Consider the following 21,341-nt stretch of genomic DNA (forward strand, 5'->3'; position numbering starts at 1 on the left):
CTTGGCTTATAGCTCTGTTTGCGGTTGGTATCAGCCAAACACACTATTGGAGTAAAGATATTGTCCAGACTCGCTGAATTTCGCGCAGCTGAAAAGGCCCTTCAGGAACAGCTCAAGCAGCTGGAATCGCTGAAGAACGACGCCGGGCTCAAGAAAGAAATCGAATTCGAAGAAAAGCTGCAGGGACTGATGAAAACCTACGGCAAAGGCCTGAAGGACATCATCGCCATCCTCGATCCAAACCCGGCAAAATCCGGCTTGCAGACCGCTGCAGCACCTAAAACCCGCCGCGCTCGTGTGGTCAAGGTCTATCAGAATCCGCACACCGGCGAACTGATTGAAACCAAAGGCGGCAACCACCGCGGCCTGAAAGCCTGGAAGGAACAATACGGTGCCAGCACCGTGGATTCATGGTTGCGCGGTTAATTCGCCAATCGATTAAAAGCCCTGCATCAAGCGGGGCTTTTTTATTGACAATATCTAACAAATGAAATGAATTTCATCGTACAAGTTGCGACTTTTGTGTAACGTTTATGAGCCAGCGGCTAAACAATTTGCTGCTCGATGTTGCCGGACGGCGCTACGATTAAACTTTAGTCTTAATTCCTTCCGGTATCTAACCGTCTCGTGCAGAACAGCCGCTTAAAGTTTCAAGCTGTTTCTCGCCGCCACTATCTCTTCCGCACTGGCCTTATAAACCTCGGCCTGCCCCGCGTAGGAAAGTACATAGGCCTTGTCCGCCTGGACTGCCGCGACGAGGGTTTGCGACAGTATATGGCGTCCGTTCTCAGTGATCGTACAAGTGGTTTCCAGCGCAGACAAAGATCCCAGTGTCGCCGCGTGCACTTTATTGCAGACACTCTGGTAGCCGCTTTGGAAAAAGTCTTTCTGAATCGATTTGCGCATCTCCAGCAGCACGCCCGGCAAATTGACTTGATGGTCCTTTTCGACTTCGGTCATGGTCAGCTCCATCACCATCACTTGATTGCCGTCGGCGTCCGTTTTCACCGCGCGTTGACGGGAAACCTGCGCTGTCGCCGCAGGCAGCGCTTCGACCTGCCAGCCGGCTGGCCAAGTGATACCCGGCTCGTCCGCGGACACGCACACAGCCACAAACGACAAGGCAGAACACACACAGAGGGATTTGAACAGTCGGATCATTGCCGCAAGCACTCGCAAATTGAGCGGTAAAGTCTGAGGCTCGCCCGGGCGCAGGGCAAGCCTGCCCTTTCATTTGGCGTTGCCGGCAGGCATGCGTATCATTGCACCCATCACTCGCCCATAGTTATTGGAGGGCCCATGAGCCTGCACGAACTCAACACATTCCCCGGCGTCACCGCCACCCCGGACAGCGCAACCCGCAACTTCGTTTTCAACCACACCATGCTGCGCGTTAAAGACATCACCAAGTCCCTGGACTTCTACACCCGTGTATTGGGCTTCTCGCTGGTCGAGAAACGCGACTTCCCGGAAGCCGAGTTCAGCCTGTATTTCCTCGCGCTGGTCGACAAATCGCAGATCCCGACTGACGCCGCTGCTCGCACCGAATGGATGAAGTCGATTCCGGGGATTCTCGAATTGACTCACAACCACGGCACCGAGAACGATGCCGATTTCGCCTATCACAACGGCAATACCGACCCGCGTGGTTTCGGTCACATCTGCATTTCCGTGCCGGACATCGTCGCGGCGTGTGCACGCTTTGAAGAACTGGGTTGCGATTTCCAGAAGCGCCTGACTGATGGGCGAATGAAGAGCCTGGCGTTTATCAAGGATCCGGATGGTTACTGGGTCGAGATCATTCAGCCTGCGCCGTTGTAAAAGCTGAAAAGCCCCTCACCCTAACCCTCTCCCGGAGGGAGAGGGAACTGATTGGGGAATCTTTGAGATGTGATGCGCACCTGAACGATCAGCGCTGAATTCGTAGTCGACTGTTTTTCAGGTCGGCGGACGACTGCAGACACCTCGGTCAGCGCCCTCTCCGGCGTTCCGATGAGAAGCAGTTTTTCAAGCGCAAAAAAAACCCGTGATCACTCACGGGTTTTTTTCATTTCAAGCCAAGCCGTTACGCCGGCGCCGAAGTGCGAATCAAATGATCGAAAGCACTCAGCGAAGCCTTGGCGCCCTCGCCTACCGCAATCACGATCTGCTTGTACGGCACGGTGGTCACGTCGCCCGCCGCGAAGATCCCAGGGATCGACGTCTCGCCACGGTTATCGACAATGATCTCGCCACGCGGTGACAGCTCGATGGTGCCTTTGAGCCAATCGGTGTTGGGCAGCAGACCGATCTGCACGAAAATGCCTTCCAGCTCGACCGTGCGCAACTCGTCGGTCGTACGATCCTTGTAGCGCAGACCGTTGACCTTCTCGCCGTTACCGGTGACTTCAGTGGTTTGCGCACTGGTGATCACGGTGACGTTTGGCAGACTGTGCAGTTTGCGCTGCAACACGGCATCGGCGCGCAGCTGGACGTCGAATTCCAGCAACGTGACGTGCGAGACGATGCCCGCCAGGTCGATGGCTGCTTCAACGCCGGAGTTACCGCCGCCAATCACCGCGACACGCTTGCCTTTGAACAGTGGACCGTCGCAGTGCGGGCAGTACGCCACGCCTTTGTTGCGGTACTCCTGCTCGCCCGGCACGTTCATTTCGCGCCAGCGCGCACCGGTCGCCAGGATCACACTCTTGGCTTTGAGGCTTGCGCCGCTGGCGAAGCGGACTTCATGCAGCTCGCCGTTCTTGCCAGGGATGAGCTGGTCGGCGCGTTGCAGGTTCATGATGTCGACGTCGTATTGCTTGACGTGTTCTTCCAGCGCGGTCGCCAGCTTCGGCCCTTCGGTTTCCTGTACGGAAATGAAGTTCTCGATAGCCATCGTATCGAGCACCTGACCGCCGAAACGCTCAGCCGCTACGCCAGTGCGAATGCCTTTACGCGCCGCATAGATCGCCGCCGAAGCACCGGCCGGGCCACCGCCGACGACCAGCACGTCAAAAGCGTCTTTGGCACTGATTTTCTCGGCCTGACGCTCAATGGCGCCGGTGTCGAGTTTGGCGAGAATCTCTTCCAGGCCCATGCGGCCCTGACCGAAGTTCTCACCGTTGAGATAGATGCTCGGCACGGCCATGATCTTGCGATCGTTGACTTCGTCCTGGAACAACGCGCCGTCGATGGCGACGTGGCGGATGTTCGGGTTGAGCACGGCCATCAGGTTCAACGCCTGGACCACGTCCGGGCAGTTCTGGCAAGACAGCGAGAAGTAAGTCTCGAAGCTGAACTCGCCTTTGAGCGAGCGGATCTGCTCGATCACTTCAACACTGGCTTTCGACGGGTGGCCGCCGACTTGCAACAGGGCCAACACCAGCGAGGTGAATTCGTGGCCCATCGGAATACCGGCGAAACGCAGACTGATGTCGGCGCCTGGGCGGTTGATCGAGAACGATGGCTTGCGTGCATCGTCACCGTTGTCGATCAAAGTAATCTGGCTGGAAAGACTGGCAACGTCTTTCAGCAGGTCGTGCATTTCACGGGATTTCGCACCGTCGTCGAGGGATGCAACGATCTCGATCGGCTGGGTGACCCGTTCCAGGTACGATTTCAACTGGGCTTTAAGATTGGCGTCCAACATACGGGCGATTTCCTTTATTTGAGGCGAAAAAAAGCCCGAGCGAATCTCGCCCGGGCATTTTTATTGGGCGGTGCAGCTAACTAGAAAGGTGCGGCGTGCCGCCCTGCGTTGCGTGTCACAGACTTAGATCTTGCCGACCAGGTCCAGGGACGGAGCCAGAGTGGCCTCGCCTTCTTTCCACTTGGCCGGGCAAACTTCGCCTGGGTGTGCAGCGACGTACTGAGCAGCCTTGATCTTGCGCAGCAGCTCGGAAGCGTCACGGCCAACGCCGCCATCGTTCAGTTCAACGATTTTGATCTGGCCTTCTGGGTTGATCACGAAGGTGCCACGGTCAGCCAGACCGGCTTCTTCGATCAGCACGTCGAAGTTGCGCGAGATGACGTGGGTCGGGTCACCGATCATGGTGTATTCGATCTTGCCGATGGCTGGCGAAGTGTTGTGCCAGGCAGCGTGGGCAAAATGAGTGTCGGTGGACACGCTGTAGATCTCTACGCCCAGCTTCTTGAACTCAGCGTAGTTGTCGGCCAGGTCTTCCAGTTCGGTTGGGCAAACGAAGGTGAAGTCGGCTGGGTAGAAGAACACCACGGACCACTTGCCTTTCAAGTCAGCGTCCGAGACTTGAACGAAGTCGCCGTTTTTGAATGCGGTAGCATTGAACGGTTTTACTTGGCTGTTGATGATAGGCATCGATGACTCTCCGTCAGGGGTTATGAAGTTGATGGGTGAATCCTACCCACTCACTCGACGGAACGCTCATTGGCAAACCTGATGCTGCTGATTTGTTTTCGCTATTAGCTGACTGTATTAATAGAAGAAAACGATCTCTACGCTTGATCCGGCTTATCCATAATCCGAGCCATTCCCTGGAATGGGCTGATCTCAACATAGCGCATCGCCGATTTCATGTCTTTCCAGCCGACGTAACTCATCAGCGACTTCAGATCCCAACCCGCCTGATGGGCCCAAGTGGCGAAGCCGCGCCGCAGCGAGTGACTGGTGTAACCCTCGGCGGCGATCCCCGCGCGTTGCAATGCCTGGCGCAGCAACGGAATGATGCTGTTGGCGTGCAGCCCCGCCTCGTTCAGATTGCCCCAACGATCGATGCTGCGAAACACCGGCCCGCGTACCAAAGCCGCTTCGGTGATCCAGTCGATATAGGCCTGCACCGGACACAATTTGAGCAGCGCCGGGGCTTGATAGGTCTGCCCGAGGTTTTCCCGATCACCCTTGCTCCGTGGCAGATACAAGGTGATGCCTTTGCCGGCGTGCGCTTGCACGTGCTCGATCTGCAGGCGGCACAGCTCATCGCTGCGAAAGCCACGCCAAAATCCCAAGAGAATCAACGCACGATCGCGGTACGCCTTGAGCAACGCCGGGCGATCCTGTTGCTCGCGCGCGCTGTGCGCCTCCTGTTCAAGCCAGTCGATGACCCGCTGCAAGTCCTGCAATTGCAACGGCTCGGCTTGTTTCTCCTGCGCCGGATGCAACGCGCGAATGCCCTTAAAGACCTTGCGCACCACCGGTGCCTTGGTCGGGTCGGCGAAGCCCTGACTGTTATGCCACTGCGCCAGCGCCGACAAGCGCAGCTTCAAGGTATTGATCGACAGCTCAGAAGCGTGAGCGACCAGATAGCGCGCAACGCTGTCTGCGGTCGCCGGCAGAAACCCGCCCCACTTCACTTCGAAATGCTCGATGGCCGCGCGATAGCTGCGGCGGGTGTTATCGCGGGTGGCGGCTTGCAGATAGCGATCCAGATCGCTCATGGGCTTTTTCTCGCAGGCGTACTGGTTTGAAGATGAAGATGGGCATTCTGCCGTGTGACATTGGGTAATACCAGAATATCCCGCCTGTAGTTCACGATGGATTTCACTTTTATCCCAGCATGGTACACTAGGCTTATGAGTGGCATGTACCACAGTACGTAACCGTAGGAGTTCACATGGCCCGTGGCGGCATTACCAAAGCCCTGGTGCAAATCGCGCGCACCGCAATTCTGGCCCGTGGCGAACACCCGAGCATCGACGCAGTACGCATCGAAATGGGCAACACTGGCTCGAAAACCACAATCCACCGCTATCTGAAAGAGCTGGATGACGGCGCACAACCGGCTGAAGCCTCCGCTGAGCCGATCGATGATGAACTGGCCGCCCTCGTCTCGCGCCTTGCGCAGCGCCTGAAAGAGCAGGCACAGGAGCCCATCGAGCAGGCCCGCGAACAGTTCGAGGCACAGCGTGAAGCACTGGAAACAGAGCTTGCGCAGACACGTCAGGCACTGGAAAAGCTCGAGCACGAGCACGACATTCAAGGCGCTGCACTGGAACGCGAATCTGAAGCGCTGAACAGCACACGCTCGATGCTGCAAACCGAGCAGACGCGTAACGCCGGCCTCAATCAGGCTTTGGCCGACTTTGAATTACGCTTGCAGGACAAGGACGAGCAGATCCGCTCGCTGGAAGAAAAGCACTTGCACGCCCGCGATGCGCTGGAGCATTACCGCAACGCCAGCAAGGAACAGCGCGAGCAGGAACAGAGCCGTCATGAAAGCCAGGTTCAGCAGATTCAGGCCGAGCTGCGTCAGGCACAACAAAGCGCGCTGATGCGTCAGGACGAGATCACTCAGTTGCACCGCGACAACGAGCGCCTGCTCACCGAAAACCGTGGCACCCAGCGCGAGCTGAGTCTGCTGCAGGATCAGCTCAAGCAGAACAATCTGCGCCAGGATCAGTTGCTCGAACAAGCCACGCGCGTCGACAGCGAACGCACCCTCCTCCAGGAACGGCTGCGCGTCGCCTCACTGGAGAGCCAGGCACTCAAACAGAGCGTCGAGGAGCAAACGCAGCTCAACCAGTCACTGGAAAAGGAATTGACCAAAGCTCAGGCCAGCCTGGAAGAAAGCCAGCGTCTGGCGGCTGCCGTTGCGGCAGCGCCAGAACCGAAAGGCACTTAAGCGCTGACCGGCGTACGCATGGTGACAAACTCTTCGGCGGCCGTCGGGTGCACCCCGATCGTGTCGTCGAAGTCGCGCTTGGTCGCGCCAGCCTTCAACGCGATGGCCAGCCCCTGGACGATTTCGCCGGCGTCCGGACCCACCATGTGACAACCGAGAACTTTATCGGTCTTGCCATCGACGACCAGCTTCATCAGGGTCTTCTCCTGACACTCGGTCAACGTCAGCTTCATCGGCCGGAAGCGGCTTTCGAAAATCACCACCTCATGGCCTGCTTCGCGCGCCTGCTCTTCGGTCAAGCCGACCGTGCCGATATTCGGCAGGCTGAACACCGCCGTCGGAATCATCTTGTAGTCCACTGGACGGTAATGCTCTGGCTTGAACAGACGCCGCGCCACGGCCATGCCTTCCGCCAGCGCAACAGGCGTCAACTGCACACGGCCGATCACATCGCCCAACGCCAGAATCGATGGCTCAGTGGTTTGGTACTCGTCGTCGACCTTGATGAAACCTTTGTCGTCCAGTTGCACCCCGGTACTTTCCAGGCCCAGATTGTCGAGCATCGGACGACGGCCCGTGGCGTAGAACACACAATCGGCTTCGAGAACGCGACCGTCCTTCAGCGTGGCCTTCAGACTGCCGTCAGCCTGCTTGTCGATCCGCGCGATGTCAGCGTTGAACTGCAGATCCATGCCGCGTTTGGTCAGCTCTTCCTGCAAATGTTTGCGCACCGCGCCATCGAAACCGCGCAGGAACAGCTCGCCGCGATACAGCAGCGTGGTGTTCGCGCCAAGGCCATGGAAAATCCCCGCGAATTCGACTGCGATGTAACCGCCACCAACCACCAGTACACGCTTGGGTAGCTCTTTGAGGAAAAACGCCTCATTGGAGCTAATGGCATGTTCGCTACCAGGAATTTCAGGAACCTGTGGCCAGCCGCCGGTGGCGATCAGAATATTTTTAGCAGTGAAGCGCTCACCCTTCACTTCGACTTCATGAGGGCCGACGATTTTTGCGTGCGCTTCGTGCAGCGTCACGCCGCTGTTGACCAGCAGATTGCGATAAATGCCGTTGAGGCGATTGATCTCGCGATCCTTGTTGGCAATCAGCGTCGCCCAATCGAAATTCGCTTCACTGAGGTTCCAGCCGAACCCCGACGCCTGCTCGAAGTCTTCGGCGAAGTGCGCGCCGTACACCAACAGCTTTTTCGGCACACAGCCAACGTTGACGCAGGTGCCACCTAGATAACGGCTCTCGGCCACCGCCACTTTCGCACCGAAACCGGCTGCAAAACGCGCAGCACGCACACCGCCGGAACCGGCACCAATCACATAAAGATCAAAATCGTAGGCCATTTCTATCTCCTGGGCAGGCGCTCAGCATACCCGCAGGCGCTGATTGGGCAAGCGTTGCCGCTGGGCGCAAAACGAAAAAACCCGCCGAAGCGGGTTTTTCTTGCAGACCAGTCAAGCGCTCTTAGTAAGCCTTGCCAGTCTTGTAGAAGTTCTCGAAGCAGAAGTTGGTCGCTTCGATGTAGCCTTCGGCGCCACCGCAGTCGAAACGCTTGCCTTTGAACTTGTAAGCCATCACGCAGCCGTTCTGGGCCTGCTTCATCAGGGCGTCGGTGATCTGGATTTCGCCACCCTTGCCTGGCTCGGTCTGTTCGATCAGATCGAAGATGTCTGGCGTGAGGATGTAGCGACCGATGATCGCCAGGTTCGACGGCGCGTCTTCCGGCTTTGGCTTCTCGACCATGCTGTGTACGCGGTAGATGTCGTCGCGGATCATTTCGCCAGCGATGACACCGTACTTGCTGGTTTCCTGCGGGTCGACTTCCTGGATGGCGATGATCGAGCAGCGGAACTGCTTGTACAGCTTGACCATCTGGGTCAGCACGCCGTCGCCGTCGAGGTTCACGCAAAGGTCATCCGCCAGTACCACGGCGAACGGTTCGTCACCGATCAGCGGGCGACCGGTCAGGATCGCGTGACCCAGGCCTTTCATTTCGGTCTGGCGGGTGTAGGAGAACGAGCACTCGTCGAGCAGCTTGCGGATACCGACCAGGTATTTCTCTTTGTCGGTGCCTTTGATCTGGTTTTCCAGCTCGTAACTGATGTCGAAGTGGTCTTCCAGAGCACGTTTGCCACGGCCGGTCACGATGGAGATTTCCGTCAGACCAGCGTCCAGCGCTTCTTCAACGCCGTACTGGATCAGTGGCTTGTTTACCACCGGCAGCATTTCTTTAGGCATGGCTTTAGTCGCTGGCAGGAAGCGAGTACCGTAACCGGCTGCTGGGAACAAGCATTTCTTGATCATATAAGTCCTTGAAAAGGCTGTGTGTACGAGTTTCGGCGCAGTCTAATCAGGCGGCGTGCACCTTACAATGCCCCGCACTGGCTAACCGATGCCAAGATAGAGAAATATTCGTGCCGATAGTTCCATCCAGATTTTCAGCAGCGTATTCAGCGTAGCTCAAGAACCGGACGGCCCGGATCACCATACCCTGATCGGCCCCCAATGTGCGCATTTGCCGGTATCATGGCGACTTTGAACCAGCGAACGAGACAGATAGATGGCTGCGGTAAAAATCGTCAACGGGTATGTGATCGACAAGAAAGACGGCAAGTGGACGCTGACCACCACCAATGGCGAGCACATCGCCGGGCCTTTCGACAGCGAACAAATGGCTACCGATGTGGCGGCAGTGTTCACCGACACGCCAGCATCGGCCAAGCGCCGCGGCAAAGATCAGGACTGATCGGTCAAGCCACAACCTCAAGCCCTGCCATCGCGCAGGGCTTTTTCATGCCTGCGGACAAACAAGTGGCCAATCGCTATAACCTTTTCGACGCGGCGCTGTCAGAGCGTCTAGCCCCCCTTGCTGAAGACCTGAACATGACCCTGAAAAACCTGCTTACCATCATCGCAGTATTGACCCTGGCCGGGTGCGCCACCTCGCGCCCCGCCTACTTGAACAACGGCGAACAAGGCCTGGCGATCGATTGCTCCGGCGAAGCCAACTCCTGGGCAATGTGCTACGAAAAGGCCGATGCATCGTGCGCCGGCACCGGTTATCGCATCGTCGGTACAGACGGCACGCCCGCTCCCACAGAGGATGACAAGACCTTGGGCGTGGATGTCGGCAACTACAAAAACCGTAGCGTCATCGTGGTGTGCAAATAGTCGCTACATATGAATTTCGGCGAATTTGATCCCGAGTCCACGCACGACTTCGATCAAATCGTCGAGACGGCTGAACGATTCGACTTCGTCGTTTTCGTCCACCAGAAAATAACTGCGACCGGCGCTTTTCTTGAAAAACACGATCCATTCGCCCGGATTGGCCGGGTTCTGAATGACATGGGTGGCAGAGATAAGGCCCTCTGCATGGCGCTCCCGAACGTGCTCTCGCTTCATCGCGACTCCAGAAATGACAATGCCGTCACAGCATCACTGCGACGGCATCGGTGCTGATGACGACAAGTCTATCAGCCGGAAATACAGGCGTTGGCGGCTTTTTGCACATCATGCGGACGCACTGGCACATTCGACATGCGCTCGTGCAATTTGATGCTGCTGCCACCGGAGCGATCCTCGATATCGAAGACGGCCGCCGCACCGGTGGAGAGTTTGCCCGGCACGATCACTCGCACGCCTTCCTTGTGCGGCTGCACTTGCAGCGCGCCGCGGCTGTCGGCCAGCTTTTCGGCCAGACACTCGGCATATTCCTGGGGCTTCTTGCCGGAGATTACGCTCATGGTCGGCAGCGTTTCATTGATCTCGGAAACGTTCGCACAACCACCGACCGCCAATATCAACGGCAGACACACCACACCCCACTTCATACAAAACCTCCGTTAAAGACCGTCCGACAGCACAAACGCTGTTTTTCTCCGACGCCTTTTGCATTTAACCCGCATCCGATTGCGAATATCTGTTCAAAATTGTCAAACCGATGCCCGACGGCCAGATAATAACCCGTGCGGGCTGATAAACTGCGCTCATCGACAAGCTATCGTTTTGATTTTGTAGCAAAAGCCCTTCTGGAGGCGCCCATGAAATTCATTCACCAGCGCGAACACCTCAACGAAGACGACATTGTCGTCATTCAGTGCTCGCAAATGTGCAACATCCGTTTGATGAACGACGCCAACTTCCGCAGTTTCAAAAATGGCGGCCGCCACACTTATCACGGCGGCGCCTTCGATACGTTCCCGGCCCGCATCACCGCGCCGAGCACCGGTTTCTGGAACATCACCATCGACACCGTCAACCGCCGCGCGATCAGCGTGACACGCAAGCCTACACTGACGCACTCGATCAAGATCATTCGTCGCTCCAGCACCAAACTCAGCTGATAAACGCTTACCAGAAGAGGAAACATCACCGTGGCGAAAAAGACCAAATACGTCATCAAGTACAAGCTCGACGGCGAGCAACGTTTCGAGTTCGCTGAGCTCGAAAGCGGCACTGAAGAGGAAGCGAAAGCGGCCCTTGAAAAAATGCACACAAACGAAGAAGTCAGTGACATCAAGGTCAGCAAAGCGCTGTAATCGACATCATGCAACCGACCACGTTTGACCTGTTCGCCGACCACGAACCCGTCCAGCAAGCCCGGGCCGAGCAGATCGGCGAGCAAGCGTGGGTATTGCGCGGGTTTGCCTTGCCACAGGTTGATCGGCTGCTGCCGGAGCTGGACACGGTGCTTGCGGCCGCCCCGCTCCGCCATATGGTCACCCCCGGCGGTTTCAGCATGTCGGTCGGCACCAGCAGTTGCGGACGCCTGGGCTGGATCACCGATCGCAGGGGTTATCGCTATTCAAGCGTCGATCCGTTTAGCGGCCTGGCCTGGCCTGCATTACCCGCGGGATTCACTGATCTGGCGCACACCGCCGCAGAGCAAGCCGGATTCGCTGATTTTGCGGCCGATTCCTGCCTGATCAACCAATATGTCCCTGGCGCAAAAATGTCTTTGCATCAGGACAAGGACGAAAAGGCTTACGCCGCGCCAATCGTTTCGTTGTCGCTGGGTCTACCGGCGATGTTTCTGTTTGGCGGTTTTCAACGCAGTGACAAGTGCCAGCGAATCCCACTGCTGCATGGCGACATGGTGATCTGGGGCGGCGTTGATCGCTTGCGTTTCCACGGCGTGTTGCCGATCAAGCCAGGCTATCATCCGCGCCTGGGTGAACGACGCATCAACCTCACTTTTCGCGTCGCCGGCAGCGCGTGAAAGTTTGACCGCAAGGCCCGGAGTGTCGAGGCCATCGACGCCAGTTAACCTGAATCAAACAGGTCAACGGATTACCCCCTTATGGACACGCTAGCCAACACCATCAGCATCGAAACCGATCCGCGCTGGGCCGCTGTGGTGGCGCGCGACCCGAAAGCGGACGGGCAATTCGTCTATGCGGTAAAGACCACGGGCGTCTATTGCCGACCGAGCAGCCTCTCGCGCCTGCCCAAGCCGCAGAACGTCGAGTTTTTCGATACGGCTGAGCAGGCCGAGGCCGCAGGCTACCGAGCCAGCAAACGCGCCGGTATGGATCAGAGCAACATCGCCGCGCAGCACGCCAAGGCTATCGCCATCGCCTGCCGTCATATCGAGGCCGCCGAGACATTGCCGGCGCTCAGCGAATTGGCGCAGACCGCTGGCCTGAGCCCATTCCATTTCCACCGCATCTTCAAAGCCGCGACCGGATTGACGCCCAAGGGCTACGCGGCCGCCCACCGCTCGCGCAAACTGCGCCAGCACTTGGCAAAGGGCGGATCGGTGACTGAAGCGCTGTATGACGCTGGATTCAATTCCAATAGCCGCTTCTATGAGTCCGCCGATCAATTGCTCGGGATGAAACCCGGCGATTACCGCGCCGCCGGCAGGAACAACGATATCCGCTTCGCCGTCGGCCAATGCTCGCTCGGGGCGATTCTGGTCGCGCAAAGCGATCGCGGTGTGTGTGCGATTCTGTTGGGTGACGATCCGCATCGCCTGGTGTGTGATCTGCAGGATCAGTTCCGTCTCGCCAACCTGATCGGCGCCGATGCCGGGTTCGAGCAACTGATCGCCCAGGTCGTGGGATTTGTCGAAGCGCCAGCGATCGGCCTGGACTTGCCGCTTGACGTGCGCGGCACGGCATTCCAGGAGCGCGTATGGCAAGCGCTGCGTGAGATCCCGCTGGGGCAGACGGCCAGTTACGCGCAGATCGCCCAGCGCATCGGCGCGCCAACATCGATGCGTGCCGTGGCGCAGGCCTGTGGGGCCAACCGTCTGGCGGTGGCAATCCCGTGCCACCGGGTGGTGCGCAGCGATGGCAACCTGTCAGGCTATCGCTGGGGCGTTGAGCGCAAACGGCAATTGCTCGAGCGCGAAACTCAGCCTTAGCGCCTGGCGCTCGTTCAGGTCAGCGATTGACGTCAACCACAACGCGTCCGCGCAACTGCCCGGCCAGCAACTGCGGCGCGGCGTCGATGGCCTCACTCAGGCCGATCTCATGGCTGATCAAGCTCAGTAGCGAGAAATCCAGATCCTCGGCCAGCCGCTCCCACGCGTGCAAACGTCGCGTTTTCGGTTGGGTCACGCTGTTGATTCCGGCAAGCGTCACGCCGCGCAAAATGAACGGCGCCACCGATGCCGGGAAATCCATGCCTTGCGCCAGACCACAGGCGGCGACGGTGCCTTCGGCGCGAGTGCTGGCGCAGGCATTGGCCAAGGTGTGACTGCCGACGGAATCGATCACGGCGGCCCAGCGCTCCTTAACCAACGGCTTGCCCGGTTCGGACAGCGTCGCGCGGTCGATGATTTCGCTGGCGCCCAATCGCCGCAAATATTCATGCTCCGACACTCGCCCGGTGGACGCCACCACGCGATAACCGAGTTTGCTCAACAGCGCGATCGCGAAGCTGCCAACACCGCCATTGGCGCCGGTGACCAGCACCTCACCCTGGGCTGGCGTCACACCATTGCGTTCGAGCGCCAAAATACACAGCATCGCGGTGTAACCGGCCGTACCAACCGCCATGGCCTGCGCCGACGTAAAAGCCTTGGGCAAAGGAATCAGCCAGTCGCCATTGAGCCGCGCCTTTTGTGCCAGACCGCCCCAGTGATTTTCGCCAACGCCCCAGCCATTGAGCAGCACCTGGTCGCCGACCTGGTAATCCGGATGGGAGCTGTGCTCCACGGTACCGGCCAGATCGATCCCCGGCACCATCGGAAACTTGCGCACCACCGGGCTGCTGCCGGTAATCGCCAGACCGTCCTTGAAGTTCAGCGTGCTATAGGCGACAGCTACCGAAACGTCTCCTTCAGGCAATTGCGCTTCGTCAAGTTGCTGCAGATTGGCGCGGTAACCGCTGTCGTCTTTGTCGATCACAATGGCGTTGAACATGACTGCCTCGCATGACTGTTTTCAAAATGTCGTGCCGTTTAATAGCACATCGAAACACATTGCCACATTCGACCATGGGCCAAACAGGAAATGGTGGAGTTGCCCACGCAGAACGGATTGCAGGATCATCGGCGCTGAAAAACTGCATGGGTTGTTCTCAATTTCGGACTGGCTCGAAACGCGCGTTTGCTGTTACAAACCGCTTCTGCCGTCCCTGCCCGCTTCCTCGTTCGGAGAACAGCTTCATGAGCCAATGGCCAGACACTCGCATCGTAGATTTGCTCGGCATCGAATTACCGATCATCCAGGGGCCGATGGCCGGCGCGACGAATTCGTCCATGGTGATCGCCGTATGCAACGCGGGTGGATTGGGATCAATGCCGGCGGCGATGTTGAGCATCGAGCAGCTGCGCGAAGAGCTGAAAACCATTCGCCAGCACACGATCAAGCCATTCAATGTGAATTTTTTCTGTCATCAGCCACCGACAGCCGATGAGCAGCGCGCGCGCGAATGGAAAAGCCTGTTGGAGCCGTACTACCGCGAACTGGGCGTCGATTTCGATGCACCGACGCCGGTGTCCAACCGTGCGCCTTTCGATGCGGCGGCCTGCGAAGTGCTGGAAGAGTTCCGGCCCGAGGTGGTGAGTTTCCATTTCGGCCTGCCGGAGAAATCCCTGCTGGAGCGGGTCAAGGCTACCGGTGCAAAAATCCTTTCTTCGGCCACTACGGTTGATGAAGCCGTCTGGCTGGAACAGCACGGTTGCGACGCAATCATCGCCATGGGCTATGAGGCCGGCGGCCATCGGGGCATGTTTCTCAGCGATGACCTGAACAGTCAGGTCGGCACGTTTGCCTTGGTGCCACAGGTAGTCGATGCGGTAAAAATCCCGGTGATTGCCGCAGGCGCCATTGCCGATGCGCGCGGCGTGGCGGCGGCATTCATGCTCGGCGCCTCGGCCGTACAGGTCGGCACCGCTTATCTGTTTACGACCGAAGCGAAAATCAGCGCCAGCCACCACAAGGCGGTGCGCACCGCCAAGGAAAGCGAAACCGCAATCACCAATCTTTTTACCGGGCGGCCCGCGCGGGGCATTCTCAACCGGGTGATGCGCGAACTCGGCCCGATGTCGGCTCAAGCACCGGCGTTCCCGTTGGCTGGCGGGGCATTGATGCCGTTGCGCGCGGCGAAAGAGGAACAGTTCGCCAATCTCTGGGCCGGTCAGGCGTTCACGCTGGGCAAGGACACAAACAGTGCTGAACTGACCCGGCAGTTGGCCGAAGGCGCACTGGCGAAACTCAAGCATCGTTGACGTGGCACAGAACATTTCCTGTTTGGCCTGCTTTCGCTATATATTTCCGTATATAGCGAACCCACAGTCGCCGCGCGGCAGTTCTTAATAAAAGTGCTGCGAGCGTACGAGCCAACAACGGAGCTGTTAGATGACTATTCGTGCCTCACGTCTTGCCCCCGCCTGCCTGGCGTCTCTCATCGCAGTGTTCGCCAGCAGTGGTGCTTTTGCTGATGAGGTCCAGGTGGCCGTGGCCGCGAATTTCACCGCGCCGATCCAGGCCATCGCCGCCGACTTCGAAAAAGACACCGGCCATAAACTGGTTGCAGCCTACGGCGCCACCGGCCAGTTCTATACGCAAATCAAGAACGGCGCGCCATTCGAAGTATTCCTTGCCGCCGACGACAGCACCCCGCAAAAGCTCGAGAAAGAAGGCGACACCGTCAAAGGTTCGCGCTTCACCTACGCGATCGGCACGCTGGCGCTGTGGTCGGCGAAACAAGGTTACGTCGATGACAAAGGCGAGGTCCTGCTAAAAAACCAGTACCAGCATCTGTCCATCGCCAATCCGAAAGCCGCGCCCTACGGCTTGGCGGCTACGCAAGTACTGGCCAAACTCAAACTGACTGAGGCCACTCAAGCCAAACTGGTGGAGGGGCAAAACATCACCCAGGCTTATCAATTTGTCTCGACCGGCAACGCCGAACTGGGTTTTGTCGCCCTGTCGCAGATCTACAGGGACGGTAAAGTCAGCAGCGGTTCGGCATGGGTCGTGCCGGCCGACATGCATGATCCGATCAAACAGGACGCCGTGATTCTCAACAAAGGCAAAGACAATCCCGCCGCCAAGGCACTGGTCGAATACCTCAAAGGCCCGAAAGCCACTGCGGTGATCAAGTCCTACGGTTATCAACTGTAAATGGCGCTGACCAGTGCCGATTTCGCCGCGATCTGGCTGACCCTGAAACTGGCGTCAGTGACCACGGCGATCCTGTTGGTGATCGGCACACCGATTGCCCTGTGGTTGTCGCGCACCCGCTCATGGCTGCGTGGCCCGATCGGGGCGATCGTCGCCCTGCCGCTGGTCCTGCCGCCCACCGTCATCGGTTTTTACCTGTTGCTGATGATGGGCCCGAACGGCTTTCTCGGCCAATTCACCCAATGGCTGGGTCTGGGCACGCTGACCTTCAGCTTCACGGGGCTGGTGATCGGTTCAGTGATCTATTCCATGCCGTTCGTGGTGCAACCGTTGCAGAACGCGTTTTCCGCCATTGGTCAGCGCCCGCTGGAAGTTGCCGCCACGCTGCGCGCCGGCCCCTGGGATACGTTCTTCAGCGTGATAGTGCCGCTGGCTCGGCCCGGGTTCATCACCGCAGCGGTCCTCGGCTTTGCGCATACCGTCGGTGAATTTGGCGTGGTGTTGATGATCGGCGGCAATATTCCCGACAAGACCCGTGTGGTTTCCGTGCAAATCTACGACCACGTCGAAGCCTTGGAATACGCACAGGCCCACTGGCTGGCCGGGGCAATGCTGATATTTTCGTTTCTGGTATTGCTGGCGCTGTATTCCAGCCGCAAGACCCGCGCGGGCTGGAGCTGAGTGATGATCGATGCTCGTTTGAAAACCGTCTGGCCGGGCTTCAGTCTCGATGTCGACTTGCATGTGCCGGGCCGCGGCGTGACCGCGCTTTATGGACCTTCGGGCTCAGGCAAGACCAGCTGTCTGCGTTGTATCGCTGGACTCGAACGCGCCGGGCAAGGCTTTGTTGAGGTTAACGGCGAGGTCTGGCAGGACAGCGAAAACGGCATTTTCGTCCCGCCGCACAAGCGAGCAATCGGCTATGTGTTCCAGGAAGCGAGCCTGTTTGCGCATCTGTCGGTCATGGCCAATTTGCAGTTCGGCCTCAAACGTATTGCCAAATCACAACGCCAGGTCGACCTGTCGCAAGCCACCGAACTGCTGGGCATCGAGCATTTGTTGGAACGCCATCCAGAGCATTTGTCCGGCGGCGAGCGGCAGCGTGTCGGCATCGCCCGCGCGTTGCTCACCAGTCCGAAATTGTTGCTGATGGACGAACCGCTGGCCGCTCTCGATAGCCAGCGCAAAAACGAAATCGTGCCTTACCTGCAGCGGCTGCACGACGAACTGGACATTCCGGTGCTGTACGTCAGCCACGCCCAGGACGAAGTGGCGCGGCTGGCCGATCACCTGGTGTTGCTCAGCGAGGGCACGGTGTTGGCCAGCGGCCCGATCGGCGAAACCCTCGCGCGGCTGGACTTGCCAATGGCGCTGGGCGATGACGCTGGCGTGATCATCGAAGGCCAGGTCAGCGCCTACGATGCGCAGTATCAATTGCTGAGTCTGCAACTGCCGGCTACCGAAATGAGCATTCGCGTCACGCATGCGCCGATGAATATCGGCCAGACGCTGCGCTGCAAGGTGCATGCGCGAGACATCAGCCTGGCGCTGCATGACAGCGAATCCAGCAGCATTCTCAATCGACTGCCCGTCACGGTGATCGGCGAGCAGGCAGCCGACAACGCCGCTCACGTGCTGATTCGTCTCGATGCGGGCGGCACGCCGTTGCTCGCACGGATCACCCGCTATTCCAGAGACCAATTGCGTGTGCATCCGGGCCAGCGGTTGTGGGCGCAGATCAAAGCAGTCGCGGTCCTGGCCTGAATCATTTGGCACGACGGCAACGGCGTGCGGTCAATGATTTTACTGACCGCTGCCACCCAAGGACCTTGCCATGCCCGATACCGAGCTGACTGCTGCACTGCCATCCGACCTGCATTACGTCGATGACTCCCAGCCCGGTATCACTCGCAAGAAACTGCGCGGCAAGTTCTGCTACTTCTTACCGTCGGGACAACGCATCACCGACCCGGATGAAATCAAACGGATCAACGCCCTCGCCGTGCCTCCGGCCTACACCGATGTGTGGATCTGCGCGGATCCGTGCGGTCATCTGCAAGCCACTGGCCGCGATGCGCGCGGACGCAAGCAGTATCGTTACCATGCACGCTGGCGTGAGGTGCGCGATGCCGACAAGTATTCGCGGCTGCGCGATTTCGGTCTGGCACTGCCAAAGCTGCGCAAGCAACTGGAAGCGCTGCTGGCGGCGCCCGGCTTCAGTCGCGACAAGGTCATGGCCACCGTCATCACCTTGCTCGACGCTACGCTGATTCGGGTCGGCAACACGCAGTATGCCCGCGACAACCGTTCTTACGGCCTGACCACCCTGCGCAGCCGCCATGTCGAGGTCAACGGCAGTGCGATCCTGTTCCAGTTTCGCGGCAAGAGCGGCATTGAACACCAGATCACCGTCAAGGACCGACGGCTGGCACGCATCATCAAGCGCTGCCTGGAGATTCCCGGGCAGAACCTGTTTCAGTACCTGGACGAAAATGGCGAGCGCCACTCCGTCACCTCCTCAGATGTCAACGCCTACTTGAAAACCCTCACCGGTGCCGATTTCACCGCCAAGGATTACCGCACCTGGGCCGGCAGCGCTTTGGCGCTTTCGACACTGCGTGAACTGCAATGGGAGTCCGAGGCGGAGGCCAAGCGGCACGTTGTAGAGATGGTCAAGAACGTCGCCAAACAGTTGGGCAACACGCCGGCGGTGTGCCGAAAATGCTACATCCACCCCGGCGTGGTGGAAAAATTCATGCGCGGTGCCCTTGCCGAATTGCCGAAACCGCGCGTGCGCAAAGGCTTGCGGAGCGAGGAAGTGGCGCTGGCGATGTTTCTTGAACAAATGATTGAAGTGGCGGACGCCAGTTGAGGCTTAACCTGAGCCCTGGCGGTTGACGCCTTGAGCTGTCTATTTTTTGCGCAATCGCCATAAGCTTCCTATAGTTGTTGTGACACGAATCAGTGCGGTGACGCCATGGAAGACATTTTCGTCGTGCAGCGTTGCACCAAAATCATCATTCATGGCCGTCGCGCCGATGACAGTCAGCAAGATCCCGCTGAAGCGCAGAGCTGGTTTCGAATCCGTGACACGCGCACTGGCGGCTTCATCGGCGATGGCTACGACAAAGAGCGCGACGCACAGCGCGAATGCAACCGGCTGAACGCAGTCAGCGCCCCGTCCGTTGCTCGCCAGCCCTGCCCCTGATATCGATCAAAAGCGGGTCTATACTCAAACGAGCTGAGGGAGCAGCCCCCCACGGCAGGAGGCTCGCAAACGCGGGCTTTTTGCTGCCATTCAGCTTAGATAGAACGGAGGTGTTCCATGTCCGAAAAAGAGTCCATCACCACCCTCCTCACCCTGCTCGACGCCCGCCAGGCCCGCCTTGCCGCCGCCTGCAAGGAAATCGCCGACTGGGTCGATCATCAAGGCGGCCACCCCACCGCCCTGCGCATCCGCGACCGGCTCAACGACATCGAAAAGGATGCTCCGTTGATTCGCAATACGCTATCGACGTTGAAACCCATCGATCGACCATTGCCTCGGTTCAGATGACCGCGACTGAACAAGCGGACGTGAGGTTTGCTGTACGAGCGGTGACGCTGCGGTCACCGCCAGCTCGCTTGCGTGTGATGATTGTTTTCCCTTCCTGATCGGTTTGCTGCCGGTCAAAAGCCAACATCGCTTTTTACCCCGCCAGCACCCACGCAATTTTCCCGTAGCACAATCCAGCCGGAAAAAGATGAACATACGTTCACCGCAAATATCAACGAAAGCGTCTAGCCTGCGGGTTCCAACATAGTGACTACAGGAGTAACCCACCATGTTCTCGCACGAAGGCATCGCGCTGATCACGCTTTTTTCAATTCTGGTTGTGGGCGCGCTTGCGGGCGTCCTGCATCCGCTACATGCGCTCGCGAGCTGGATACGCAGACGCCGAATAAAGTCCACTCGAATCAGCAAAGAGGCGGATTCGCGCTAAACGTGGCAACCGCGGAGCAAAAAAAAGGGCTTGCATGAGACATCTCATGCAAGCCCTTCATATTCATGGTGCCCGAAGCCGGAATCGAACCGGCACGCCCTTACGAGCGGGGGATTTTAAGTCCCATGCGTCTACCAGTTTCGCCATTCGGGCGGTAGCGCGGTGCTGCTGTTGCCTGCATCAGAGCAGCAATCCTGACAGGATCCAGCCCTTGAAGCAGTGCGGGAAATATATACATCACTTCCCGTTGAAGCAAGTTTGCAATGGCTGTATTTCAAGACTGAATCTTGCAGCGCAGTACAAATAAAAAAGCTCCGTAAATCATGGATCTACGGAGCTTGTTTAATGTGGAGGCCGAGGTCGGAATCGAACCGGCGTAGGTGGATTTGCAATCCACTGCATAACCATTTTGCTACTCGGCCTCAAAGCATTTGCTGTCAGTAGCACAACAACAAATACGTAAAACTTGGAGCGGGAAACGAGACTCGAACTCGCGACCCCGACCTTGGCAAGGTCGTGCTCTACCAACTGAGCTATTCCCGCTTGGTGATGCGCATTCTATAGAATTAAGAAGGTCCGTCAACCCCTTGATTCAAAAAAGTTTTATTTCTTTTCCACATCCGTCTTCAGATGCGGCCAGGCGGCACGGAGGTATTGAACCATCGACCATAATGTCAGGCCGGCGGAGACCATCAGCAAGGCGTAGCCCAATATGACCCAGAAGCTGAAGTCCTTGGGATTGGCCAGCAGGATCACCAAAGCAAGCATCTGTGCAGCGGTTTTCCATTTGCCCAGGTTGGACACTGCGACATGGGCACGGGCACCGAGTTCGGCCATCCATTCACGCAATGCCGACACGACGATTTCGCGACCGATGATGACTGCCGCCGGCAACGTGAGCCAGAGATTGCCGTGTTCCTGGACCAGCAATACCAGCGCCACGGCGACCATGAGTTTGTCGGCAACCGGATCGAGAAACGCGCCGAACGGCGTGCTCTGCTCCAGACGACGGGCCAGATAACCGTCCAGCCAGTCGGTCGCTGCCGCGAAGGCAAATACCGAGGCGGAGGCCATGTAACTCCACTGATAAGGCAGATAGAACAGCAAAATGAAGATCGGTATGAGCAGGACGCGTAGAACGGTAATCAGATTAGGGATATTCATCGGCACAACTGGCTACGAGGTGAGGG

27 protein-coding genes and 3 tRNA genes are annotated in these 21,341 nt (G+C 58.2%); 17 read left to right on the forward strand and 13 right to left on the reverse strand.

Going from position 1 to position 21,341, the window contains the following annotated elements; genetic code table 11:
* Positions 1-60 precede the first annotated feature (60 nt).
* Positions 61-426 carry a histone-like nucleoid-structuring protein, MvaT/MvaU family gene (locus tag J3P93_RS14775; RefSeq protein WP_203417824.1) on the forward strand — a complete coding sequence of 122 codons (366 nt, stop codon included), beginning with the start codon at positions 61-63 and terminating at the stop codon, positions 424-426.
* Positions 427-642: 216 nt separating this feature from the next.
* Here J3P93_RS14775 and J3P93_RS14780 read toward each other — a convergent pair whose 3' ends face one another.
* Positions 643-1,161: a DUF4946 domain-containing protein gene (locus J3P93_RS14780; RefSeq protein WP_434589065.1), complete on the reverse strand. Its 519-nt coding sequence runs from the start codon at positions 1,159-1,161 to the stop codon at positions 643-645.
* 138 nt (positions 1,162-1,299) lie between these two features.
* On the opposite strand from J3P93_RS14780, the gene gloA reads away from it, so the two are divergent.
* Positions 1,300-1,821, forward strand: coding sequence for a lactoylglutathione lyase (gene gloA / locus J3P93_RS14785; RefSeq protein ID WP_434589067.1), 522 nt, complete (start codon positions 1,300-1,302; stop codon positions 1,819-1,821).
* 244 nt (positions 1,822-2,065) lie between these two features.
* Here the strand turns inward: gloA and ahpF are convergent, their stop codons facing one another.
* The 3 genes from ahpF to J3P93_RS14800 all read right to left on the reverse strand — a co-directional run bounded on the left by ahpF (position 2,066) and on the right by J3P93_RS14800 (position 5,391).
* Positions 2,066-3,628 (reverse strand): alkyl hydroperoxide reductase subunit F, encoded by a 1,563-nt coding sequence (gene ahpF, locus J3P93_RS14790; RefSeq protein WP_203417822.1) that lies wholly within the window; start codon positions 3,626-3,628, stop codon positions 2,066-2,068.
* Between the two features lie 123 nt (positions 3,629-3,751).
* Positions 3,752-4,315, reverse strand: coding sequence for an alkyl hydroperoxide reductase subunit C (gene ahpC, locus J3P93_RS14795; RefSeq protein WP_101157203.1), 564 nt, complete (start codon positions 4,313-4,315; stop codon positions 3,752-3,754).
* 137 nt (positions 4,316-4,452) lie between these two features.
* The gene (locus J3P93_RS14800; RefSeq protein ID WP_434589069.1) at positions 4,453-5,391 is read right to left on the reverse strand and encodes a site-specific integrase; all 939 of its coding nucleotides are present in this window, start codon (positions 5,389-5,391) and stop codon (positions 4,453-4,455) included.
* Positions 5,392-5,567: 176 nt separating this feature from the next.
* Between J3P93_RS14800 and J3P93_RS14805 the strand changes: the two genes are divergently transcribed.
* On the forward strand, positions 5,568-6,575 hold the full coding sequence (locus J3P93_RS14805; RefSeq protein ID WP_434589071.1) for a DNA-binding protein: 1,008 nt from the start codon (positions 5,568-5,570) through the stop codon (positions 6,573-6,575).
* On the opposite strand, the gene gorA is transcribed toward J3P93_RS14805, so the two are convergent.
* Both gorA and galU read right to left on the reverse strand, forming a co-directional pair.
* Positions 6,572-7,930, reverse strand: coding sequence for a glutathione-disulfide reductase (gene gorA, locus J3P93_RS14810; RefSeq protein ID WP_434589073.1), 1,359 nt, complete (start codon positions 7,928-7,930; stop codon positions 6,572-6,574). The two genes, J3P93_RS14805 and gorA, sit on opposite strands and share 4 nt — an antisense overlap.
* Positions 7,931-8,051: 121 nt before the next feature.
* Positions 8,052-8,891, reverse strand: a complete 840-nt coding sequence (gene galU / locus J3P93_RS14815) for a UTP--glucose-1-phosphate uridylyltransferase GalU (protein WP_053120371.1) — start codon at positions 8,889-8,891, stop codon at positions 8,052-8,054.
* A 256-nt stretch (positions 8,892-9,147) separates the two neighbouring features.
* On the opposite strand from galU, the gene J3P93_RS14820 reads away from it, so the two are divergent.
* Together J3P93_RS14820 and J3P93_RS14825 are read left to right on the forward strand one after the other, a co-directional pair.
* Complete coding sequence (locus J3P93_RS14820; RefSeq protein WP_090283267.1) at positions 9,148-9,333, forward strand: hypothetical protein; 186 nt, start codon at positions 9,148-9,150, stop codon at positions 9,331-9,333.
* Positions 9,334-9,470: 137 nt separating this feature from the next.
* Positions 9,471-9,758, forward strand: a complete 288-nt coding sequence (locus tag J3P93_RS14825; protein WP_434598389.1) for a hypothetical protein — start codon at positions 9,471-9,473, stop codon at positions 9,756-9,758.
* Positions 9,759-9,761: 3 nt separating this feature from the next.
* Here the strand turns inward: J3P93_RS14825 and J3P93_RS14830 are convergent, their stop codons facing one another.
* Positions 9,762-9,992: a hypothetical protein gene (locus J3P93_RS14830; RefSeq protein ID WP_090283265.1), complete on the reverse strand. Its 231-nt coding sequence runs from the start codon at positions 9,990-9,992 to the stop codon at positions 9,762-9,764.
* 71 nt (positions 9,993-10,063) lie between these two features.
* Positions 10,064-10,420, reverse strand: coding sequence for a hypothetical protein (locus J3P93_RS14835; protein WP_203417816.1), 357 nt, complete (start codon positions 10,418-10,420; stop codon positions 10,064-10,066).
* Between the two features lie 210 nt (positions 10,421-10,630).
* Between J3P93_RS14835 and J3P93_RS14840 the strand changes: the two genes are divergently transcribed.
* The 4 genes from J3P93_RS14840 (at position 10,631) to ada (ending at position 12,957) form a co-directional block, all read left to right on the forward strand.
* Entirely contained in the window at positions 10,631-10,933 is a 303-nt protein-coding gene (locus tag J3P93_RS14840) for a DUF1883 domain-containing protein (protein WP_007912251.1), read from the forward strand.
* Positions 10,934-10,963: 30 nt separating this feature from the next.
* Positions 10,964-11,128 (forward strand): hypothetical protein, encoded by a 165-nt coding sequence (locus J3P93_RS14845; RefSeq protein WP_434589078.1) that lies wholly within the window; start codon positions 10,964-10,966, stop codon positions 11,126-11,128.
* Positions 11,129-11,136: 8 nt separating this feature from the next.
* Positions 11,137-11,808 (forward strand): DNA oxidative demethylase AlkB, encoded by a 672-nt coding sequence (alkB, locus tag J3P93_RS14850; protein ID WP_434589080.1) that lies wholly within the window; start codon positions 11,137-11,139, stop codon positions 11,806-11,808.
* A gap of 81 nt (positions 11,809-11,889) precedes the next feature.
* Positions 11,890-12,957 (forward strand): bifunctional DNA-binding transcriptional regulator/O6-methylguanine-DNA methyltransferase Ada, encoded by a 1,068-nt coding sequence (gene ada / locus J3P93_RS14855; protein ID WP_434589082.1) that lies wholly within the window; start codon positions 11,890-11,892, stop codon positions 12,955-12,957.
* Between the two features lie 19 nt (positions 12,958-12,976).
* On the opposite strand, the gene acuI is transcribed toward ada, so the two are convergent.
* Complete coding sequence (gene acuI / locus J3P93_RS14860) at positions 12,977-13,960, reverse strand: acrylyl-CoA reductase (NADPH) (protein ID WP_434589084.1); 984 nt, start codon at positions 13,958-13,960, stop codon at positions 12,977-12,979.
* 245 nt (positions 13,961-14,205) lie between these two features.
* Between acuI and J3P93_RS14865 the strand changes: the two genes are divergently transcribed.
* The 8 genes from J3P93_RS14865 (at position 14,206) to J3P93_RS14900 (ending at position 20,151) form a co-directional block, all read left to right on the forward strand.
* Complete coding sequence (locus J3P93_RS14865; RefSeq protein WP_434589086.1) at positions 14,206-15,270, forward strand: NAD(P)H-dependent flavin oxidoreductase; 1,065 nt, start codon at positions 14,206-14,208, stop codon at positions 15,268-15,270.
* Between the two features lie 130 nt (positions 15,271-15,400).
* A complete protein-coding gene (modA, locus tag J3P93_RS14870) occupies positions 15,401-16,168 on the forward strand; it encodes a molybdate ABC transporter substrate-binding protein (protein ID WP_434589088.1) in 768 nt (255 codons plus the stop codon).
* Complete coding sequence (modB, locus tag J3P93_RS14875) at positions 16,169-16,849, forward strand: molybdate ABC transporter permease subunit (RefSeq protein WP_434589090.1); 681 nt, start codon at positions 16,169-16,171, stop codon at positions 16,847-16,849. It begins immediately after the preceding gene.
* Positions 16,850-16,852: 3 nt separating this feature from the next.
* Positions 16,853-17,932, forward strand: coding sequence for a molybdenum ABC transporter ATP-binding protein (gene modC / locus J3P93_RS14880; protein WP_434589092.1), 1,080 nt, complete (start codon positions 16,853-16,855; stop codon positions 17,930-17,932).
* Positions 17,933-18,002: 70 nt separating this feature from the next.
* Positions 18,003-19,040 carry a DNA topoisomerase IB gene (locus J3P93_RS14885; protein ID WP_434589094.1) on the forward strand — a complete coding sequence of 346 codons (1,038 nt, stop codon included), beginning with the start codon at positions 18,003-18,005 and terminating at the stop codon, positions 19,038-19,040.
* A gap of 105 nt (positions 19,041-19,145) precedes the next feature.
* Positions 19,146-19,376 (forward strand): hypothetical protein, encoded by a 231-nt coding sequence (locus J3P93_RS14890; protein WP_434589096.1) that lies wholly within the window; start codon positions 19,146-19,148, stop codon positions 19,374-19,376.
* A 117-nt stretch (positions 19,377-19,493) separates the two neighbouring features.
* On the forward strand, positions 19,494-19,724 hold the full coding sequence (locus J3P93_RS14895) for a hypothetical protein (protein WP_186529111.1): 231 nt from the start codon (positions 19,494-19,496) through the stop codon (positions 19,722-19,724).
* A gap of 268 nt (positions 19,725-19,992) precedes the next feature.
* Positions 19,993-20,151: a hypothetical protein gene (locus tag J3P93_RS14900; protein ID WP_434589098.1), complete on the forward strand. Its 159-nt coding sequence runs from the start codon at positions 19,993-19,995 to the stop codon at positions 20,149-20,151.
* A 66-nt stretch (positions 20,152-20,217) separates the two neighbouring features.
* Here the strand turns inward: J3P93_RS14900 and J3P93_RS14905 are convergent.
* The 4 genes from J3P93_RS14905 to pgsA form a co-directional block, all read right to left on the reverse strand.
* Positions 20,218-20,304 (reverse strand) — tRNA-Leu (locus J3P93_RS14905).
* A 195-nt stretch (positions 20,305-20,499) separates the two neighbouring features.
* Positions 20,500-20,573 (reverse strand) — tRNA-Cys (locus tag J3P93_RS14910).
* A 45-nt stretch (positions 20,574-20,618) separates the two neighbouring features.
* Positions 20,619-20,694, reverse strand: a tRNA-Gly gene (locus tag J3P93_RS14915).
* Positions 20,695-20,754: 60 nt separating this feature from the next.
* Complete coding sequence (gene pgsA / locus J3P93_RS14920; RefSeq protein ID WP_007950102.1) at positions 20,755-21,315, reverse strand: CDP-diacylglycerol--glycerol-3-phosphate 3-phosphatidyltransferase; 561 nt, start codon at positions 21,313-21,315, stop codon at positions 20,755-20,757.
* Positions 21,316-21,341: the final 26 nt, after the last annotated feature.

This window comes from Pseudomonas sp. R3-57 (genome assembly GCF_051132065.1).
GTDB lineage: Bacteria > Pseudomonadota > Gammaproteobacteria > Pseudomonadales > Pseudomonadaceae > Aquipseudomonas.

Coding starts and splice junctions, on each gene's coding strand:
- J3P93_RS14780 (WP_434589065.1), bottom strand. CDS start 1,161: ATGATCCGACTGTTCAAATCCCTCTGTGTGTGTTCTGCCTTGTCGTTT.
- gloA (WP_434589067.1), top strand. CDS start 1,300: ATGAGCCTGCACGAACTCAACACATTCCCCGGCGTCACCGCCACCCCG.
- ahpF (WP_203417822.1), bottom strand. CDS start 3,628: ATGTTGGACGCCAATCTTAAAGCCCAGTTGAAATCGTACCTGGAACGG.
- ahpC (WP_101157203.1), bottom strand. CDS start 4,315: ATGCCTATCATCAACAGCCAAGTAAAACCGTTCAATGCTACCGCATTC.
- J3P93_RS14800 (WP_434589069.1), bottom strand. CDS start 5,391: ATGAGCGATCTGGATCGCTATCTGCAAGCCGCCACCCGCGATAACACC.
- J3P93_RS14805 (WP_434589071.1), top strand. CDS start 5,568: ATGGCCCGTGGCGGCATTACCAAAGCCCTGGTGCAAATCGCGCGCACC.
- gorA (WP_434589073.1), bottom strand. CDS start 7,930: ATGGCCTACGATTTTGATCTTTATGTGATTGGTGCCGGTTCCGGCGGT.
- galU (WP_053120371.1), bottom strand. CDS start 8,891: ATGATCAAGAAATGCTTGTTCCCAGCAGCCGGTTACGGTACTCGCTTC.
- J3P93_RS14820 (WP_090283267.1), top strand. CDS start 9,148: ATGGCTGCGGTAAAAATCGTCAACGGGTATGTGATCGACAAGAAAGAC.
- J3P93_RS14825 (WP_434598389.1), top strand. CDS start 9,471: ATGACCCTGAAAAACCTGCTTACCATCATCGCAGTATTGACCCTGGCC.
- J3P93_RS14830 (WP_090283265.1), bottom strand. CDS start 9,992: ATGAAGCGAGAGCACGTTCGGGAGCGCCATGCAGAGGGCCTTATCTCT.
- J3P93_RS14835 (WP_203417816.1), bottom strand. CDS start 10,420: ATGAAGTGGGGTGTGGTGTGTCTGCCGTTGATATTGGCGGTCGGTGGT.
- J3P93_RS14840 (WP_007912251.1), top strand. CDS start 10,631: ATGAAATTCATTCACCAGCGCGAACACCTCAACGAAGACGACATTGTC.
- alkB (WP_434589080.1), top strand. CDS start 11,137: ATGCAACCGACCACGTTTGACCTGTTCGCCGACCACGAACCCGTCCAG.
- ada (WP_434589082.1), top strand. CDS start 11,890: ATGGACACGCTAGCCAACACCATCAGCATCGAAACCGATCCGCGCTGG.
- acuI (WP_434589084.1), bottom strand. CDS start 13,960: ATGTTCAACGCCATTGTGATCGACAAAGACGACAGCGGTTACCGCGCC.
- J3P93_RS14865 (WP_434589086.1), top strand. CDS start 14,206: ATGAGCCAATGGCCAGACACTCGCATCGTAGATTTGCTCGGCATCGAA.
- modA (WP_434589088.1), top strand. CDS start 15,401: ATGACTATTCGTGCCTCACGTCTTGCCCCCGCCTGCCTGGCGTCTCTC.
- modB (WP_434589090.1), top strand. CDS start 16,169: ATGGCGCTGACCAGTGCCGATTTCGCCGCGATCTGGCTGACCCTGAAA.
- modC (WP_434589092.1), top strand. CDS start 16,853: ATGATCGATGCTCGTTTGAAAACCGTCTGGCCGGGCTTCAGTCTCGAT.
- J3P93_RS14885 (WP_434589094.1), top strand. CDS start 18,003: ATGCCCGATACCGAGCTGACTGCTGCACTGCCATCCGACCTGCATTAC.
- J3P93_RS14890 (WP_434589096.1), top strand. CDS start 19,146: ATGGAAGACATTTTCGTCGTGCAGCGTTGCACCAAAATCATCATTCAT.
- J3P93_RS14895 (WP_186529111.1), top strand. CDS start 19,494: ATGTCCGAAAAAGAGTCCATCACCACCCTCCTCACCCTGCTCGACGCC.
- J3P93_RS14900 (WP_434589098.1), top strand. CDS start 19,993: ATGTTCTCGCACGAAGGCATCGCGCTGATCACGCTTTTTTCAATTCTG.
- pgsA (WP_007950102.1), bottom strand. CDS start 21,315: ATGAATATCCCTAATCTGATTACCGTTCTACGCGTCCTGCTCATACCG.